The sequence below is a fragment of the Streptomyces sp. YKOK-I1 genome, assembly GCF_054660435.1.
Map to the genome: position 1 here is coordinate 8352327 of NZ_BAAGDR010000001.1, position 15843 is coordinate 8368169.

Annotated in this window: 17 protein-coding genes and 1 pseudogene; 5 read left to right on the top strand and 13 right to left on the bottom strand. The window is 71.2% G+C overall.

Annotated elements, in window-relative coordinates:
• Positions 1 to 100: 100 nt before the first annotated feature.
• The gene (locus ACYQ8Q_RS36990; protein ID WP_460071037.1) at positions 101 to 1789 is read right to left on the bottom strand and encodes a fibronectin type III domain-containing protein; all 1689 of its coding nucleotides are present in this window, start codon (positions 1787 to 1789) and stop codon (positions 101 to 103) included.
• A 134-nt stretch (positions 1790 to 1923) separates the two neighbouring features.
• A complete protein-coding gene (locus ACYQ8Q_RS36995) occupies positions 1924 to 3087 on the bottom strand; it encodes an ATP-grasp domain-containing protein (RefSeq protein WP_460071038.1) in 1164 nt (387 codons plus the stop codon).
• Between the two features lie 326 nt (positions 3088 to 3413).
• Here ACYQ8Q_RS36995 and ACYQ8Q_RS37000 point away from each other — a divergent pair, with 326 nt between their 5' ends.
• Both ACYQ8Q_RS37000 and ACYQ8Q_RS37005 read left to right on the top strand, forming a co-directional pair.
• Positions 3414 to 4316: a metallophosphoesterase family protein gene (locus tag ACYQ8Q_RS37000; RefSeq protein WP_460071039.1), complete on the top strand. Its 903-nt coding sequence runs from the start codon at positions 3414 to 3416 to the stop codon at positions 4314 to 4316.
• Positions 4313 to 5002, top strand: a complete 690-nt coding sequence (locus tag ACYQ8Q_RS37005) for a 4'-phosphopantetheinyl transferase family protein (RefSeq protein ID WP_460071040.1) — start codon at positions 4313 to 4315, stop codon at positions 5000 to 5002. The genes ACYQ8Q_RS37000 and ACYQ8Q_RS37005 overlap by 4 nt, the downstream gene beginning before the upstream one ends.
• Before the next feature lie 23 nt (positions 5003 to 5025).
• Here the strand turns inward: ACYQ8Q_RS37005 and ACYQ8Q_RS37010 are convergent, their stop codons facing one another.
• Positions 5026 to 5289, bottom strand: a complete 264-nt coding sequence (locus tag ACYQ8Q_RS37010) for a hypothetical protein (RefSeq protein WP_460071041.1) — start codon at positions 5287 to 5289, stop codon at positions 5026 to 5028.
• 219 nt (positions 5290 to 5508) lie between these two features.
• Here ACYQ8Q_RS37010 and ACYQ8Q_RS37015 point away from each other — a divergent pair, with 219 nt between their 5' ends.
• Complete coding sequence (locus ACYQ8Q_RS37015; RefSeq protein WP_460071042.1) at positions 5509 to 6537, top strand: alpha/beta fold hydrolase; 1029 nt, start codon at positions 5509 to 5511, stop codon at positions 6535 to 6537.
• A 16-nt stretch (positions 6538 to 6553) separates the two neighbouring features.
• On the opposite strand, the gene ACYQ8Q_RS37020 is transcribed toward ACYQ8Q_RS37015, so the two are convergent.
• The 7 genes and pseudogenes from ACYQ8Q_RS37020 to ACYQ8Q_RS37050 all read right to left on the bottom strand — a co-directional run.
• A complete protein-coding gene (locus ACYQ8Q_RS37020) occupies positions 6554 to 7081 on the bottom strand; it encodes a toxin-antitoxin system, toxin component (RefSeq protein ID WP_460073646.1) in 528 nt (175 codons plus the stop codon).
• A 32-nt stretch (positions 7082 to 7113) separates the two neighbouring features.
• Positions 7114 to 7764, bottom strand: a complete 651-nt coding sequence (locus tag ACYQ8Q_RS37025; protein ID WP_460073647.1) for a helix-turn-helix domain-containing protein — start codon at positions 7762 to 7764, stop codon at positions 7114 to 7116.
• 502 nt (positions 7765 to 8266) lie between these two features.
• Complete coding sequence (locus tag ACYQ8Q_RS37030) at positions 8267 to 8497, bottom strand: hypothetical protein (RefSeq protein ID WP_460071043.1); 231 nt, start codon at positions 8495 to 8497, stop codon at positions 8267 to 8269.
• A gap of 73 nt (positions 8498 to 8570) precedes the next feature.
• Positions 8571 to 9401, bottom strand: a complete 831-nt coding sequence (locus tag ACYQ8Q_RS37035) for an ABC transporter ATP-binding protein (protein ID WP_460071044.1) — start codon at positions 9399 to 9401, stop codon at positions 8571 to 8573.
• Positions 9402 to 9430: 29 nt separating this feature from the next.
• Positions 9431 to 10210 (bottom strand): ABC transporter permease, encoded by a 780-nt coding sequence (locus tag ACYQ8Q_RS37040; protein WP_460071045.1) that lies wholly within the window; start codon positions 10208 to 10210, stop codon positions 9431 to 9433.
• Positions 10207 to 10980: an ABC transporter permease gene (locus ACYQ8Q_RS37045; RefSeq protein ID WP_460071046.1), complete on the bottom strand. Its 774-nt coding sequence runs from the start codon at positions 10978 to 10980 to the stop codon at positions 10207 to 10209. The genes ACYQ8Q_RS37040 and ACYQ8Q_RS37045 overlap by 4 nt, the downstream gene beginning before the upstream one ends.
• Positions 10977 to 11675, bottom strand: a pseudogene (locus tag ACYQ8Q_RS37050) (ABC transporter substrate-binding protein); the annotation flags it as partial. The pseudogene ACYQ8Q_RS37050 and the gene ACYQ8Q_RS37045, both read right to left, overlap by 4 nt.
• Before the next feature lie 39 nt (positions 11676 to 11714).
• Here ACYQ8Q_RS37050 and ACYQ8Q_RS37055 point away from each other — a divergent pair.
• Positions 11715 to 13376 (top strand): recombinase family protein, encoded by a 1662-nt coding sequence (locus ACYQ8Q_RS37055; RefSeq protein ID WP_460071047.1) that lies wholly within the window; start codon positions 11715 to 11717, stop codon positions 13374 to 13376.
• Between the two features lie 253 nt (positions 13377 to 13629).
• Positions 13630 to 13860, top strand: coding sequence for a helix-turn-helix domain-containing protein (locus tag ACYQ8Q_RS37060; RefSeq protein WP_460071048.1), 231 nt, complete (start codon positions 13630 to 13632; stop codon positions 13858 to 13860).
• A 96-nt stretch (positions 13861 to 13956) separates the two neighbouring features.
• Here ACYQ8Q_RS37060 and ACYQ8Q_RS37065 read toward each other — a convergent pair whose 3' ends face one another.
• The 3 genes from ACYQ8Q_RS37065 to ACYQ8Q_RS37075 form a co-directional block, all read right to left on the bottom strand.
• The gene (locus ACYQ8Q_RS37065; RefSeq protein WP_460071050.1) at positions 13957 to 14118 is read right to left on the bottom strand and encodes a hypothetical protein; all 162 of its coding nucleotides are present in this window, start codon (positions 14116 to 14118) and stop codon (positions 13957 to 13959) included.
• Positions 14115 to 14453, bottom strand: a complete 339-nt coding sequence (locus ACYQ8Q_RS37070) for a hypothetical protein (protein ID WP_460071051.1) — start codon at positions 14451 to 14453, stop codon at positions 14115 to 14117. The genes ACYQ8Q_RS37065 and ACYQ8Q_RS37070 overlap by 4 nt, the downstream gene beginning before the upstream one ends.
• Positions 14454 to 14552: 99 nt before the next feature.
• Positions 14553 to 15737 carry a helix-turn-helix domain-containing protein gene (locus ACYQ8Q_RS37075; protein WP_460071052.1) on the bottom strand — a complete coding sequence of 395 codons (1185 nt, stop codon included), beginning with the start codon at positions 15735 to 15737 and terminating at the stop codon, positions 14553 to 14555.
• Positions 15738 to 15843 lie beyond the last annotated feature (106 nt).

Below are 15843 nucleotides of genomic sequence, written 5' to 3' on the forward strand. Positions count from 1 at the left end.
CCGGATCCAGGAGCGGGATCCGGGGAACCGGCGCGCGGTGGGGCAGGGCGGTGCGGGGTGGCGCCCGGAAGCGGTCACCGGGCGGCGGGGGCGCGACCGCTCAGCCGGTGAAGCCCGCCGTGATGGAGGTGAACTGCCAGGTGCCCTGGCTGATGCCGGAGCAGTTGCTCACCACGCCGCCGCCGGGGCAGGACCGGTCACGGTTGACGGCCCAGTAGGCCAACCGGGCGATGTGGTGCGCGTTGGCCCAGTCCCGGATCGAAGTCCAGATCGCCGGAGTGGTGTTCTCCTGCTGGTCGGAGAGCCCGTTCATGCCGGAGATGCCGATGTGGGCGTAGGCGGTGGAGTCGTCCCAGCCGAAGGTGGACTTCAGCTTGGCCTTCAGCCCCTCGGCGGCGTTCACGGTGTTGCCGTACATGTCGGAGCCGCCGCCGAAGTCGAACGGCATGATGGTGAAGACGTCGATGTCGGCGCCGATCGACTTGGCCTGCTCGATGAGACGGTTGCCGTAGTACGTCGGACCGGTGGTCGAGGTGCCGAAGGTGACGATGGTCCTCAGCCCGGGGTTGTTGGTCTTCACGGTCTTCAGCGCGGTCAGGATCCGCGCCTGCACGGCCTCGTTCTCGAACTCGTCCGTGTTCTCTACGTCCATGTCGATCGCCTTCAGACCGTAGGCGTCGATCACCTTCTGGAGCGCGGCCGCGAGGGCGCTCGCGGAGGAGCAGTTGGCGCCGAGCTTGCTGCCCTGCCAGCCGCCGAACGACGGCACGATGTCACCGCCCGCCGCACGGACCTGGTTGATGACGCTCTGGTCGACGCCGCCCGTCAGCGGACGGGTGCTGTCCCACATCGGGTTGCAGCCGCCCCCGTCGAGCATGAACGCCATCGTGAACCACTTGATGCCGGTCGCGCTCATCACCGTGGACACGTTCGGCGGATCGCCCCAGCCCTCGTACAGATAGGGCGCCGCCTGTTTGAACGAGGTCCCGCCGCTGCCCGCGCTCGTCGTCACCGACACCGAGTTGGAGGACCCGGAGACGTTCCCGGCGGCGTCGCGCGCCCGCACGCTGAAGGTGTACGCCGTGCTCGGGGAGAGCCCGCTGACGGTGGCGGAGGTGGAGGAGACGCTCAGCACCCGCGAGGAGCCGCTGTAGACGTCGTACGCCGTGACGCCGGTGTTGTCCGAGGAGGCGCCCCAGGAGAGCGACACGCTGGAGGAGGTCTTGCCGGTGGAGGTCAGCCCGGTCGGCGCGGTGGGCGCCTGGGTGTCCGAGCCGCCGCCCCCGCCGCCCGGCCCGTCCAGGCCGATGTCGTCGGCGTAGTAGGTGCCCTGGGCGTACCAGCCGTGCACGTACACGGTCGCACTGGTCTGCGAGGCGCCGGTGGTGAAGGACACCGACAGCCGGCTGTACGCCGAAGGCGACGAGGTCCAGGTCGAGGCGCCGCCGTCGACGCCGAGGTAGACGTAACTGCCCCGCACCCAGCCGGTCAGTGCGTACGTCGTGTTCGGCTGGACGGAGACGGTCTGGCTGCACTTGGCGATGTCACTCGCACTCACCGCGCCCGCAAGGGCCCTGGAGCCGCCGTGCACGGGCGAGGAGACGACCTGGCCGAGGTTGCCGGTGCAGGACCAGGGGGAGAGGGAGCCGGATTCGAGACCGGGGTTGGTGAGGACGTTCGCGGCCTCGGCGGTGCCGGGCAGGGCGATGGCCCCGGCGAGCGCGAGGGCCGCGGAGCCCAGCAGGGCGAGAGCTCGACGCCAGGGGCGTCTGTGGGGTGTGGTGCGCACGCGATCTCCCTGAAGGTATGGGGGTGTTCGGGAGTGCAGAACTGCGAAGGGGGTGCGCAACAAAGTTGGTATGGACCAATCCGCCTGTCAAGGTGAGTGTCGGAATTGGTCCATACCGGTGAGAGAAACGTCCGTTAGAGCGGCAGCACCTCCGCCGCGCCGGCCGGTGTCACCTCGACGGCGCCGGCCGGCACGGAGACGACGGCCTCGGCCTGCGCGGGAACGGCGGGCAGCAGCGGCTCGGCGCTGTCCTCGATCCGCTGGTGCGGCAGCGACACCGCACGCAGCGGCCGCGGCCCGGACACCACCGTGTAGTCCTGTCCGAGGAACGGCGGCACGACCTCGCCCGGGTCCTCCCCGAGCGCCAACTGCACGGCGGCCCAGGGGGCGTTGACCCCGCACAGCGACAGCTGGTGCAGCCCGCCGGCGGGACGCGTGTTGACGTCCATCAGGACCGGCTCGTCGCCGAACATACGGAACTGGATGTTGGACAGGTAGTGCAGCCCGAAGCCCTCGGCGATGCGCCGGGCCGGCTCCAGCCACTGCTCCTGGAGGGTGAAGCCACGACGGCGGCCGTTCTTGCTGCGGCCGATGGCCATCCGCACCCGGTTGTCGGGGCCGGTGAGGCAGTCCACGGACACCTCCGGCTGCTCCAGACGGGGCATCACCAGCCAGTCCACGGCCTCGTCGGCCTGCTTCAGCGCCTCGACGACCATGTCCAGCTGGACGTACGGCGTCGGGAAGCCGCTGAGGTGCATGAGCGAGAAGGGGGCACGGGTGATCACCCGGAAGCCCACCCCGCCGGCGCCGGAGGCCGGCTTGAAGCAGGCCCGGTACCCCGCCTCCTCCAACTCCTCGACGGCGGTGACGAGTTCGTCGGCATTGCGGGCCCGGTACCACGGCGGCACCGGCACTCCGATCGCCCGGACGGCCTCGTACGCGACGACCTTGTCCTCGAACACCGCGACGGCCTCGGGGGTGGGCGCCAGCAGGGCCGTGCCGATCGCCTCGAAGTCGGCGCGGTGCGCCACGATCGCCGCCTGCTCCAGCCGGGGCACGAACACGTCGATGCCGCGGCGCTGGCACTGGTCCAGCGCGTACTCGACGTAGGCGGCGGGGGACAGGCCCTCCGGCTCCAGGTCGGCGGTGTCGGCGGCGGCCAGCACGGGCGAGTCCGCGTCGCCGTGCGTCGCATGGATCTCCACCGCGCGATCGCTGGGATTTCTCCGCAGCTGATCCATGAAGAACACGTTCTCCGCGTACGTGCGGTTGAGCCAGACGCGTACGCGAGAGACCATGCGAGGCCGCCTTTCAGGGGTCGCGGGCAGGGCAAAGCGAGCCCGTGCCCGGGCAGGGGGATTGGAGGGTCACCAAACCGCCCTGCTGAAGGGGCTTCCATGGCGGTGGTGTTGGGGCGATCATACGGCTTCCCAGCGGTGCCGCGTGCAACGCGCGTGTTACGGATTTTCTGATCTTGTTCACCAATGTCACCCCGTCCGGTAAGGAAGTGACCAATCGGTAACCGTGGTGTGCGTCTGCGTGACACGCATGGGGCGGCCTTGTTCCGCGCCCGCGAATGTGCTGTCGTGGTGACCTTCGTGGGTGGTGGACGGAAGGACGCGAGGTGACGTCGACGGCCGGTGGTGCCGGGCAGTTGCTGGCCATCAGCGATCTGCACATCGGCTATCCCGAGAACCGTGCCCTGGTCGAGCGGATGGCCCCGGACACGGACGAGGACTGGCTGCTGGTGGCCGGGGACGTCTCCGAGAACGTGGCCGACATCCGCTGGGCGCTGAAGACCCTCGCGGGCCGGTTCCGCAAGGTGGTCTGGGTGCCCGGCAACCACGAGCTGTGGACCCACCCCTCCGACCCCGTCACCCTGCGGGGCGTCGCCCGGTACGAGCATCTCGTGGGCCTGTGCCGGGACTTGGGCGTGGTCACCCCCGAGGACCCCTACCCGGTGTGGGAGGGCCCGGGCGGACCGGTCGTCGTGGCGCCGCTGTTCCTGTTGTACGACTACTCGTTCCTGCCGGCCGGCTGCACGACCAGGGAGGAGGGCCTCGCGTACGCGCAGGGCACCGGCATCGTCTGCAACGACGAGTACCTGCTGCACCCCGACCCCTACCCGAGCCGCGAGGCCTGGTGCCGGGCCCGGGTCGCCGAGACCGAACGCCGGCTCGCCGAACTGCCGGCCGACCTCCCGGTCGTTCCCGTCAACCACTACCCGCTGCACCGCCACCCGATGGACGTGCTGTGGCACCCGGAGTTCGCCATGTGGTGCGGCACGGAGCTGACGGCCGACTGGCACCGCCGCTTCCGGGTCGCGACCATGGTCTTCGGCCATCTGCACATCCCGCGCACCACCTGGCACGAGGGCGTCCGCTTCGAGGAGGTCTCGGTGGGCTACCCGCGCGAGTGGCGGCAGCGCGTGCAGCCGCCGGGCCGGCTGCGCCGCATCCTGCCCGCACCCGCCGAGGACACGATCCTGACGCGGCGGGAGACGCCGGCGGAGAGCGAGGACCGGTGATCGAGGACCTGCTGCCGGAGTCCGTGGTGGCCGTCGAGGCCTTCGGGGAGGAGGGCGTCCGGGAGTTCGGGGACGCGCCGCTGTACCCCGAGGAGGAGGCGCTGGTGGCGCGCGCGGTCCCCAAGCGGCGCCGCGAGTTCACCGTCGTACGCTCCTGCGCCCGGCGCGCCATGGAGAAGCTCGGGGTGCCCCCGCAGCCGGTGCTGCCCGGTGAGCGCGGCGCGCCGCAGTGGCCGGACGGCCTCACCGGCAGCATGACCCACTGCGAGGGCTACTGTGCGGCCGCCCTGGTCCGCGCCGCCGACCTGGCCGCCCTCGGCGTGGACGCCGAGCCCCACCAGGCGCTCCCGGAAGGGGTGCTGAAGGCCGTCGCCTTGCCCGCCGAGGAGGAGCGGCTCGCCCGGCTGGGCGTCCGGCGGCCGGAGGTGCACTGGGACCGGCTGCTGTTCAGCGCCAAGGAGTCCGTCTACAAGGCGTGGTTCCCCCTCACCCGAAAGTGGCTGGACTTCAGCGAGGCCGACATCGACGTCTCGGCCGGGACGGACGGGGAGGGGCGCGGCACCTTCCGCGCCCGGCTCCTGGTGCCCGGACCGGTGCTCGGCGGCCACCGGCTCGGGCACTTCGACGGCTCCTGGACGGTCCGCGGGGGGCTGGTGGCCACGGCGGTCACCGTCCACCACCGCTGAGGTCCCCGGGGACCGCAGGCCCGTCAGACCGTGGGGCACCAGCTCTGCAGCAGTCGGAAGAACTCCTCCTCGTTGCCCGCGAGTCCCGCCTCCGCCAGCGCCCGCTCCGCCTCCGCCAGGACGGCGGGCGGGACCACCGGGGGCAGCCGCCGGACGGGCGGCGGGCCGGCGGTGCCCGGCCGCGCGCCGCCGGCATCCTCGCCGAAGACGGCACGGACGGTGTGCAGCAGCCGCAGATAGGCCTGCACGGCGGTGCGCTCGCGGTCGGTCAGTACGGCAGTGGGCATCGGTCGGCTCTCCCCGTGTCGGCGTCGTCTCCGCGCCGCCGGGGCGGCGCGGACGCCGCCCCGCGACGGCGCACCCCCCAGCTTGCCGCCCACCACTGACAATCCGGTCGCACCGCCCGCCGGTTCGCCCGCTTAGCGGAGGTGAAACCTCACCGAAATCCCCCGGGAGAAACGGTCCCTACGCTGGGAGGAAGCGGTTTCGACCAGGGAGGAGGACGAGTGTTCGACGTCTCGACGCGGCGTCCGGTGCGCGCCGTGGGACCGCGCCTCGCAGGCGACCGGGAGCCGGCCCTCGAGTACCGGGTCGTGCACGGTCACCGCCGTGCCTTCCGCCGGGCCGGACAGGGCCCCGCCCTGGTCCTCGTCCATGGCATCGGAGACTCCTCGGCGACCTGGGCCGAGCTGATCCCCGGCCTCGCCCGCACCCACACCGTCATCGCCCCCGACCTCCTCGGCCACGGCGCCTCCGACAAGCCGCGTGCCGACTACTCGGTCGCCGCGTACGCCAACGGACTGCGCGACCTGCTGACCACGCTCGGCATCGAGTCGGCGACCCTCGTGGGCCACTCGCTCGGCGGGGGAGTGGCGATGCAGTTCGCCTACCAGTTCCCCGAGCGCACCGAACGGCTCGTCCTCGTCAGCGCCGGCGGAGTGGGCCGCGAGGTCAACCCCGCCCTGCGGCTGGTCTCCCTGCCCGCCGCCCATCTCGCGCTGTCCGCCCTGCGGTTGCCCGGCATGCGTCTGCAAGTCGGTCTGGTGACCGGGCTGATGAAGCTGCTCGACACCGATCTCGGTCAGGACGCACCCGACTTGCTGCGCCTCGTCGACGCGCTGCCGGACACCACCTCCCGGGACGCGTTCATCCGCACGCTGCGGGCCGTCGTCGACTGGCGCGGGCAGGTGGTGACCATGCTCGACCGCTGCTATCTGACCGCGGGGATGCCCACCATGCTGCTGTGGGGCGACCGGGACAGCGTGGTGCCGGTCCGGCACGCCCACCGCGCCCACGAGGCGATGCCGGGCAGCCGGCTGGAGATCTTCGAGGGCGCCGGGCACTTTCCGTTCCACACCGACCCGGCCCGGTTCCTCGCCCTGGTCGAGGAGTTCACCCGCACCACCGCCCCGGCCGCCTGGAGCCGCGACCACTGGCGCCGGCTCCTGCGCGAGGGCCGTCCCCGGGCCCACCCGGAGCTGTCCGAGGCGGCCGTGCGCGAGCTGCGGGAGGCGAGCCGCCGCAGCGCGACCTGACCGTCGTACGCGGAGGTCAGTTCTTCGGTCCCAGATAGCCGAGTGAGGTCTCGATACGGCCCGCCAGGTCGTCCCGGCCGCGGCCGCGCGGGGACGAACCGGCGAGCCAGGTACGGCACTTGCTGGCGAGGAGGAGACCGAAGCTCTCGGCGTCCTTCTCGTCGGAGAGGTCGAAGCGGGTGCGTGCGGCGACCTTGCGGACCGTCGCCTGGAGGTCCGCCCCGTCGGTGAGTAAACGGGCCGCGACCGAGGCGCCCTCGACGTGATGGCCGCAGTGGCCCGCGTTCATGTGCCACAGTTCGTGTCCGAGGATCACCAACTGGTGGTCGGGTGCGGTGCGTTCCTCGATGACGACGAGGTCCTGGTCGGCCATGTCGAGCCACAGCCCGCTCGCCGTGTCGGTCGGGAAGGCCGCGGTGCGGAAGTGGACGGGCCGGCCCCGGCGTCTGCTCATCCCGTCGCACAGCGCGGCGTACAGGTCGGCCGGCGCGGCGGGCGCCGGCAGGGTCAGTTCGGAGACGAGTCCGCCGCACAGGCGGCGCATTTCCCTGGCGATGCCCACTGTTCTCCCCCGGATCACGACTCGGGCCGCTTCACGCTCTCCAGGAGCATGTCCAGCCACTCCGCGACCTTGTCCCGGTGCTGGTCGGTGGGCAGCTGGGCCGCCCGCCAGGCGATCCCGCGCACGCCGTGGTCCTGGAGCAGCCGCTCCAGCGGGTCCTCGGCGGCCGCGGCCGCCTCCCGTGCGGCGAGTTTCTGCAGCAGCTCCTGCTCGGTGTGCTGCAGGGCGCCCGCGAGGGCCTCGGGGTCCTCCGCGGTCAGGAAGCCGGCGTGCACCCGGAAGAACCGCTGGATCGCGTCGCAGTGCTCCATCGTGGGACGGCGGTCGCCGTTGATGAGGGCGCCCGCCTGCTGCCGTGACATACCGGCTCCGTCGGCGATCTCCTGCTGGGTGTACTTGCGGCCGTTGGGCTTGAGCCGGGTGCGGCGCAGCAGGTCCAGGCGTTGCAGAAAGCGGGCCTGGACATCGGGCTCACCCGCCGGACGGCCGCTGAGCAGGGTCTTGACGACGGACTCGGGGACACCGGAGGCGACGGACAGCCGTCCGGTGTCGAAGACCTCCGCGTGCGGCACGCCGAGCCGGTCGGCGGTCACGGCGACACGGGCGACGACGGCCGACAGCAGCACCGTCGCCGTGGCGCCCGGAACCTCGAAGCCATCCGACACCGACAGGTCTCCTACGTCTCTCACGTCGCACTCACCGGCACAGGCCCACCGCACAGGCGATCGCCGTGAACTGCGTGGAGAGTAGCCGGTCTTTCGAACTCACATCCAGGTCTCGCCACAACTGTGGCCAATTTCAGCCGTCAACGAGGAGGGAATGCCACGATAGTGGACCCTTCATGTACCCGGGCGGTCGGCGCGGTCTCCGTGGAGGACGACGGGGCGCCGCGCCCGCTGCGCCACCCCGGCCCGCGACGGGGTGCCACCCGGTGCCGTATCGTCTGCGGGACCCCGCGCACCCTGGCGGACAGGGGGTGCGCGCGGTCGACGACGATGTCCCGGGAACCCCGCCCGGCGCCCGCGCCCCGCAGGCCCGTCGTACCGCCCTCGCCCGGCGCGCCGCGAGCCACCTCCGGGTGGTCTTTCGCCCCCGGGCCGGACCGGGCACCGTCGGCGTTCAGGTCGCCGACGGCGCCCGGTCCGGCGAGATGTGCGGCGGGGGCGCTCACCGCCCGGCCGTCACCCGGACGAGCGGCACGCTCCCGTACGGCGTCGGCGGCCCCGCCCCGGCCTCCGGCGCCCGGGTCCCCGCCAGGACGGCCGCGAAGCGCGGGCCCTTCACCGCCGACCTGGCGAGCCGCTCCGGGGCCGCCGACGCGGACGCCTGTCCGCGCGCGTTCACCGGGCAGGCGGGGCCCAGAGTGCCGACCCTGCCCGTCCCGGCCTGCACCGGCATGACCCGGCACCAGCGGGCGCCGGTGGTGAACGTGGTGGCGGCGGTGCGCCGACACGGCGACGGAGAGATGGATCTAGGCGTCCTTGGCGACCGTGTCCTGAGGAGGACCGGCGGTCGCGTCCCGGGGTTCCCCGCGTTTGGCCGCCTGGATCTGCTCGTACACACGGGTGCGCAGTTCGGCGAAGCGCGGGGCGACCCGGGTGTGCAACTGGTCGCGTTCCGCGGGGAGATCGACCTCGAGCTGCTCCCGGACGACGGTGGGGGAGGCCGACAGGACGATGACCCGCTCGCCCAGGTAGACCGCCTCGTCGATGTCATGGGTGACGAACAGGACGGTCATGCCGCGTTCCCGCCACAGACCCCGGACGAGATCCTCCAGATCGGCGCGGGTCTGGGCGTCCACGGCGGCGAACGGCTCGTCCATCAGCAGGACGCGGGGCTCGTAGGCGAGGGCCCGGGCGATCGCGACGCGCTGCTGCATACCGCCGGAGAGCTGCCACGGGTACGCCCCGGCGGCGTCCGAGAGCCCGACCGAACCCAGCGCGTCGGCCACCAGCTCCCGCCGCCGCTCCTTGGGCAACCCTTTCTGTTTCAAAGGGAGTTCGACGTTCGCACCGACTCGCATCCAGGGGAAGAGGCTGCGCCCGTACTCCTGGAACACGAACGCCATCCCGGGCGGCGGCCCGGTCACCTTCCGTCCCTCCAGCAGGACTTCACCACAGGTCGGGGCGAGCAGCCCGGCCATGCACTTCAGCAGGGTCGTCTTGCCGCAGCCCGACGGGCCGACGAGACAGACGAGTTCACCCGCCCCGACGGTGAACGTCAGGTCGCGCACCGCCTCGACCCGGCGGCCGGACCCCTCGTAGACCTTGCGCAGACCGGAGACGACAAGCGTTCCGTGCATGGACCGCCCTTTCAGGAGGGGCACGTGGGTCACGGGGACCGCCGGGTGGAGGCGCGCAGCCCGTGGTACCAGCCGAGCACCCGCCGCTCGACCGCCTGGAAGAGGACCGACAGGACGAAGCCCAGCAGGCCGAGCAGCAGGATGCCGGTCCACATGTCGGGGAGGGCGAAGCTCCGTTGGAACTGCACGATGGTGAAACCGAGCCCGTTGCTCGCGGCGAACATCTCGCTGATCACCATCAGGATGATCCCGATGGACAGCGCCTGGCGCAGGCCCGCGAAGATCTGCGGGCTCGCCGACCTGAGGACCACCGAGCGCAGCCGCGCGAGACCCGTGATGCCGTACGACCGGGCCGTCTCCGCCAGCACCGGGTCCACCGCCCGTACGCCCTCGACGGTGTTGAGCAGGATCGGCCACACACAGCCGCTCGCGATGACGACCACCTTCATGGTGTCGCCGATCCCCGCGAACAGCATGATGACCGGGACCAGGACCGGCGGCGGCACCGCCCGCAGGAATTCCAGCACCGGCTCGCACACCGCCCGCACCCACCGGTACGAGCCGATGACCGTGCCCAGCGCGACCCCGACGACGGCCGCCGTCGTGTAACCGCCGGCGAGCCGCAGCAGGCTCGGCCGGACGTCGGTGCGCAGCCGCTCGCCGGTCCACACGTCCGGGAAGGCCTTCAGGATCGTGCGCAGCGGCGGCCAGTACACGTTCGTGCTGCCGTCCGAGGCCAGCCACCACACCGTCACCAGCACGGCCGGCAGCCCCAGGGCGAACAGCAGGCGCGGCAGGGCGCGTCTCACACCGCCACCTCCCCGCGCACCGACTGGTGCCAGGCCAGCGCCCGCCGCTCCACCGCCCGGGCACCCACGTTGATCAGCAGGCCGAGGACACCGGTGACGACGATCAGCGCGTACATCTCCGGCACCGCCTGCGAGGTCTGCGCGACCGCGATCCGGGCGCCCAACCCCGGTGCTCCGATGACCAGTTCGGTGGTGATGGCGAGGATCAGCGCGACGGCCGCGGCGAGCCGGACCCCGGTCATGACGTACGGCAGCGCGGTGGGCCACAGCACATGCCGCACCCGCGCCCAGGTGCCGAGGCCGTAACAGCGGGCGGTCTCCTCGGCGACGGGGTCCACGTCCTGGACGCCGTACAGGACCTGCACGAGGACCTGCCAGAACGCGGCGTAGACGACGAGCAGCAGGACCGAGCGCAGTTCGGTGCCGTACAGCAGGACGGCCAGCGGGATCAGGGCGACGGACGGGATGGGGCGCAGGAACTCGATCGTGGAGGCCGTCGCCCGGCGCAGATACGGCACGACCGAGATCAGTACGCCCGTCGCGATGCCCGCGCCGACCGCGATCGCCAGGCCCAGTGCCCAGCCGGTGAGCGTGTCGCCGAGCGCGGTCCAGAACGCGGCGTCGGCGAGTTCGGCGCGCAGGGCCTCGGCGATGCGGCTGGTGGGCGGGAAGTAGGCCTCCTGGACCAGGCCGAGCCGCGGCACCGCCTCGCCCAGGGCGAGGAAGGCCGCGAGCCCGGCCGTGCCGAGTGCGAGGTTCGCGCCCCTCACGGCAGCAGCTTGTCCAGGTCCGGGGCCGTCTTGAACAGCTCGTCCTGCTCGCCGAGCTTCTCCAGGGCGTCGAGGGAGGCGCGGTTCGCCTCGGCGGGCCACTTCGGCAGCGTGACCTGCGCCAGCACCGACGCCGGGATCTTGGTGTACGTGGTGACGATCTCCCGTACCTCGTCGGGGTGCGCGTCGGCGTAGGCGAGGGACTCGGCCGTGGCCTCCTGGAACTTCTTCACCACCGCGGGGTTCTTCTGCGCGTACTGCGTGGAGGTGAAGTACATGGCGACGGTGAGGTTCGGCGCCACGTCCACCAGGGGGGAGGCGATCTCCACTCCGCCCTGGCTCTTGACGGTCGCGAGCGCCGGCTCGACCACCATGGCCGCGTCGATCTGCCCGCCGGCCAGCGCCGCCGGCATCTGGTCGAAGGCGAGCTCCACGAACCGCACCTTGTCCGGGTCGCCGCCCGCCTTGCGCACCGACTCGCGCACGGCGGTCTCGTTGATGTTCTTCAGGGTGTTGATGGCGACCTTCTTGCCCTCCAGGTCCTTCGCGGACTTGACCGGGCTGTCCTTCTTCACCGTGATCGCCCCGAAGTCCTCGCCCTGGACCCCGGTTGAGGCTATGCCGTTCGAAACCGCCTTCACGGGAACGTTGTTGGACTGGGCGACCATCAGAGAGGTCATGTTGCTGAAGCCGAACGTCTGCCAAAGTAACCTCTGCTGTGGGATGCTCGGCCCGTGCCACAGCAACTCGAAAGCGCCATCGCCACCGTCCAGCGGGTCGTCCGCTGCTTCATCTACGCCCGCATCAGCGAGGACCGTGAAGGCGCCCACCTCGCCACCAAACGGCAGATCGACGACTGCCAGGACCTCGCCGCCCAGCTCTCCACCCCCCTCGTCGAATACCGCGTCGTCCGCGTCTTCGAGGACAACGACCTCTCCGCCTACAGCGGCAAGCCGCGCCCCGACTACAAGGCCATGCTCGAGGCCCTCGCCCGCGACGAAGGCGACTGCGTCCTGGCCTGGCACACCGACCGTCTCCACCGCTCCCCGGTCGAGCTGGAGCAGTACATTGACGCCTGCTCACCCCGCGCGATCGAGACCCGTACCGTCAAGGCCGGCCACCTCGATCTGTCCACCGCGACCGGCCGGATGATTGCCCGGCAGCTCGGTGTCCAGGCCCGGTACGAGGTGGAGCGGATGATCGAGCGGTCGAAGCGGGCCAGGGACCAGAAGGCGTCGCACGGCGAGTACAGCGGCGGCCCGCGCCCCTTCGGGTACGAGCCCGACGGTGTGACCCCGCGGACCTTGCAATGCCCCGACTGCGGCAAGACGGGGCCCGACGGGTTCACCCTCCACCGCACCTGTGATGCCTGCGACGCCGTCGATCGGTTCAGCAGGGATCTCGCCTGCCAGGCCTGCAACGCCAAGGACACTCTGCGCGCCGCGTTCACGTGCGATGCCTGCGGCACCGGAGCCGCGTTTGAGCAGGGCTCCGAGGCCGCGCTTGTCGGGCAGGCCACCATCGGTGTACTGACCGGTATCTCCTTGCGGGCTCTCGCGAAAGACCTTGCCGAGGCCGGGGCCGTCTCGGTCCACGGCAAGGGGCAGGGGATCAACCAGCTCCGCCAGATCGTCAAGCGGCCACGTAACGCGGGTCTGATGCAGCACCGTGGGCAGGTGATTGGGCGGGCGGACTGGATGCCGCTGGTGGATGAGCCGACGTGGCGCAGTGCGCTCGCGGTCCTTGAGGACCCGGCTCGGTATACGTCGGGGACGAACGTGCGGAAGTACCTGGGGTCGGGGATCTACGAGTGCGCGGTGTGCCACGGGAAGCTCACGGGTTTCCCGCGGAAGAAGGCGCGCCGTAAGGGTGCGACGGGCCCGGCGGACGCCAAGCAGCCGGCGTACCGGTGCACGGGCAAGGGATGCATCATCCGCGACGGGGAGGCCCTCGACGAGTACGTACAGCTGTACCTGCTGAACCTGGTGCGGGACGCGGACGTGGTGCGGCTCACTGCCCATCGCGGTCCCCAGGTGGACGTGAAGGCGGTGCAGGAGAAGATGCGGGCTGCAAGGCGGCGGCTGGACGAGCTGGCCGAGTCGCTTGGCGCGGGCGAGATGGATATGCAGGAGTGGCGGGTGGCCGCGGCGCCGGCGCGGAAGCGTCTGCGGGATGCGGAGGAGGAGATGAAGGATGCGGTGAAGGGGAATCCGATCGCGGAGTTGCTGGCTGCTGAGGATCCGGTGGCGTTGTGGCGGTCTCCGGGTTTTGATCTGTCGCGGCAGCGGGCGGCGATCGACTATCTGATGCGGGTGCGGGTGGGGCGGGCGCGGCCGGGCCGTCAGCCGGATGGGTCGTACTTTGATCGAGTGTCGGTGTCGATCGAATGGAGGTAGCCGCGCCCCTCGGCACGGGACCGAGGGGCGCGGGTGGCCGGGTGTGGCACGCCTGGGGGGCGGTGCCATCCCGGCCAGCCTGGGGGTTTACTTACTCTTGACCGGGTGTCTAATGGCGGGCAAGGGGTTTCACTGATCGTCACTCGAACGTGTGTTTTACCTTCGGTAGGTCTTGCGTGAACCGCGTTGCCTTGATCTAAAAGCCTAATTCGTTAGGCAGACATCCGCTCATGATCACTCCAGCGTGGGGCGGGTGCATGACCTTCCCCACGACGACACCTGGATTACCGATCGGCGCCGCGCCATCGGCGACGCGTTACGCGCAGAACGGTCCCGCCAGCACCTCACCCAAGACCAGGTGTGGCTCGCGGCCGGCATCAGCCGCTACACGCTCCAGCGGGTCGAGAGCGGGGAGGACATGACGCTGTCCACGCTGCTGCGCATCCTGGCCGTGCTGGAGATGCCGTTCGCCGGACTGGATTGAGCGGGCCTGCCGTCGGCGCCTCGGGGGACGGGACGCACGAACGGCAGGCCCTGGCCCGACATCTGCCGCTGGTGGAAAACGGCAGACGCCCGGGAGTCAGCGGGATATCGGCGCGGTCGGCGCCGTCTGGGTCGGTGGCTTCTTGCACAGATGCGCGTGCAGCGGCGGCGTCGGGCGGGCGGCCGACCCGGAGTCCGGGACGCGGCCCTCGACGGCCTTGCCGGGGGCGATGGGCTGGTCGCAGCGGGCGCAGATCATCGGTGGAGCCCCCGGATGATGCGGTTCAGCGCCCGTCCCGTGTCGCATTCGGGGCCCGTCTGGCAGTCCGCGCACGGCTCCTCGCCCGTGGTGTGGTCGAACAGTGCGCCCAGGGCGACGGGGGTGAGGCACTGCTGGCAGGCGCGCGGGAACACCCGACGGTCATCCACTATCCGCGAGCCGAGGTCGGTGGACGTCTGCGCGGTGACGGCCTCGCCGCCGTACACGCAGACGTGGCCTTCGCTCTGCGAGTCGGAGAGGTTGGCCGGTAGGGGCAGCATGGCGAGGGCCTCATGGGTGGGCATGCCGCTGGTTACGGCTGGTTCGGTCGCCATAGCTACGCCTCCACGGTCACGGTGATCCGTCTCACGCCTTGACCGTAGGTGTGGCCAAGACTCACAACGCTCACGGATTTGTGAGTGCTGTGAGTGCTCCTACAGGCCGACCCAGGCTGCCATGTGGTTCAGCGTGTCCGGCGTGCGGCGGGCGACGTGCACCAGGCCGCGGATCGTCTCCCGCGCGCCCGGGTGGTAGCGGGTCTGCTCCGGCGCCGCGCGGCGCGCCTGCACCAGGTGGTCCAGCGCGGCATCCGTGTGGCCGGTCTCCATCTCCGTGCGGGCCTGGTCGATCAGGAAGTGCGCTCGACGTGACGTCGCTACCGACGCTGGCAGCCGGATCCGCCGTGCCTGCTTCAAGGCGTTGTCGTATTGCCGCATCTCCACCGCCGCCGACATGCGGTGCATCGCCACGTTCGCTGGCCCGAAGGACAGCCAGTGGACTTCGCTGGCATCGCCGATCCGGCGCGCGATCTTCCGGGCCTCGCCGATGTGGTCCACCACCGCGCCGAGATGCTCCGCCCGGGCGGCGATGACCGACGCCCCGAGGTGCAGTTGCCCGGCCACCGCCAACGCTTCGCGGGTCTCCTCGGCCTGGCCGACGATTCGGTGGCCGGAGGCGACGAGGCGCTGCCCGATCGTGTACTCGCCCTCCCGGAAGTAGACGAGCGCGCGCATGTACTGGCGAACCGCCCCCAGGCAGGGGTCCGAGGCGCGCTCGGCCGCCCACGCCATGCGGTCCAGGGCGACCGCGGACAAGTCGTAGTAGCCGAGCTTCACGCTGATGTCGTGTGCAGTCCGGTACGTCGAGGCAAGCGCCTGCCACAACTTTGTCGACGGCTGAGCCCACGCGGTGTGGGTCAACTCGGCGATGGCCGACGGCAGGGCCTGCGCGGCGTTCCGCAGATGCGTGGCCCGGACCGCCTGGCACAGCCGGTCCGCCTCCACGATCAGCCCCGCCGCCGGCCGGGCTTTGAGGTCTGGGTTCGCGCCAAGGTCGTACAGGTCGAGGGCCTCGCGGATCGGGCGCACCAACTCGGCGAGCCGGTCCCGTTGCAGCTCGGTCACGTAGGGCTGTCCGGTGAGGATGGTGACGTCCACGCGCAGGGCGCGGGACACGGCGGCAACGAAGTCCGCTGTGGCTGGCCTCGCCCCGCATTCGACCTGGTTGAGGAGGCTGTACGAGTAGGGAATCCGGTCGGCGAGTTGGCGTTGGGTGAGCCTGGCCAGTTTCCGTTGTTCGCGGATGCGTGCGCCGGTGTGGTCGTCTTCGGTGGAGGGCATACTGGTCTCCGTTCCTTGCAGCCACTTGGAACGTTACCCGCGCAGCAGAGCACGGGTCAGGCGTCCGCCCTCGAATCCCCTTGGGGTTCGGGGGCGGTTGCGCGGT

Bases quoted from the DNA above. Each gene is read 5' to 3' on its own strand.
- ACYQ8Q_RS37030 (WP_460071043.1), bottom strand. From the start codon at position 8,497: ATGCCGGTGCAGGCCGGGACGGGCAGGGTCGGCACTCTGGGCCCCGCC.
- ACYQ8Q_RS37020 (WP_460073646.1), bottom strand. From the start codon at position 7,081: ATGCGCCGCCTGTGCGGCGGACTCGTCTCCGAACTGACCCTGCCGGCG.
- ACYQ8Q_RS37070 (WP_460071051.1), bottom strand. From the start codon at position 14,453: ATGGCGACCGAACCAGCCGTAACCAGCGGCATGCCCACCCATGAGGCC.
- ACYQ8Q_RS37065 (WP_460071050.1), bottom strand. From the start codon at position 14,118: ATGATCTGCGCCCGCTGCGACCAGCCCATCGCCCCCGGCAAGGCCGTC.
- ACYQ8Q_RS37035 (WP_460071044.1), bottom strand. From the start codon at position 9,401: ATGCACGGAACGCTTGTCGTCTCCGGTCTGCGCAAGGTCTACGAGGGG.
- ACYQ8Q_RS36995 (WP_460071038.1), bottom strand. From the start codon at position 3,087: ATGGTCTCTCGCGTACGCGTCTGGCTCAACCGCACGTACGCGGAGAAC.
- ACYQ8Q_RS37075 (WP_460071052.1), bottom strand. From the start codon at position 15,737: ATGCCCTCCACCGAAGACGACCACACCGGCGCACGCATCCGCGAACAA.
- ACYQ8Q_RS37010 (WP_460071041.1), bottom strand. From the start codon at position 5,289: ATGCCCACTGCCGTACTGACCGACCGCGAGCGCACCGCCGTGCAGGCC.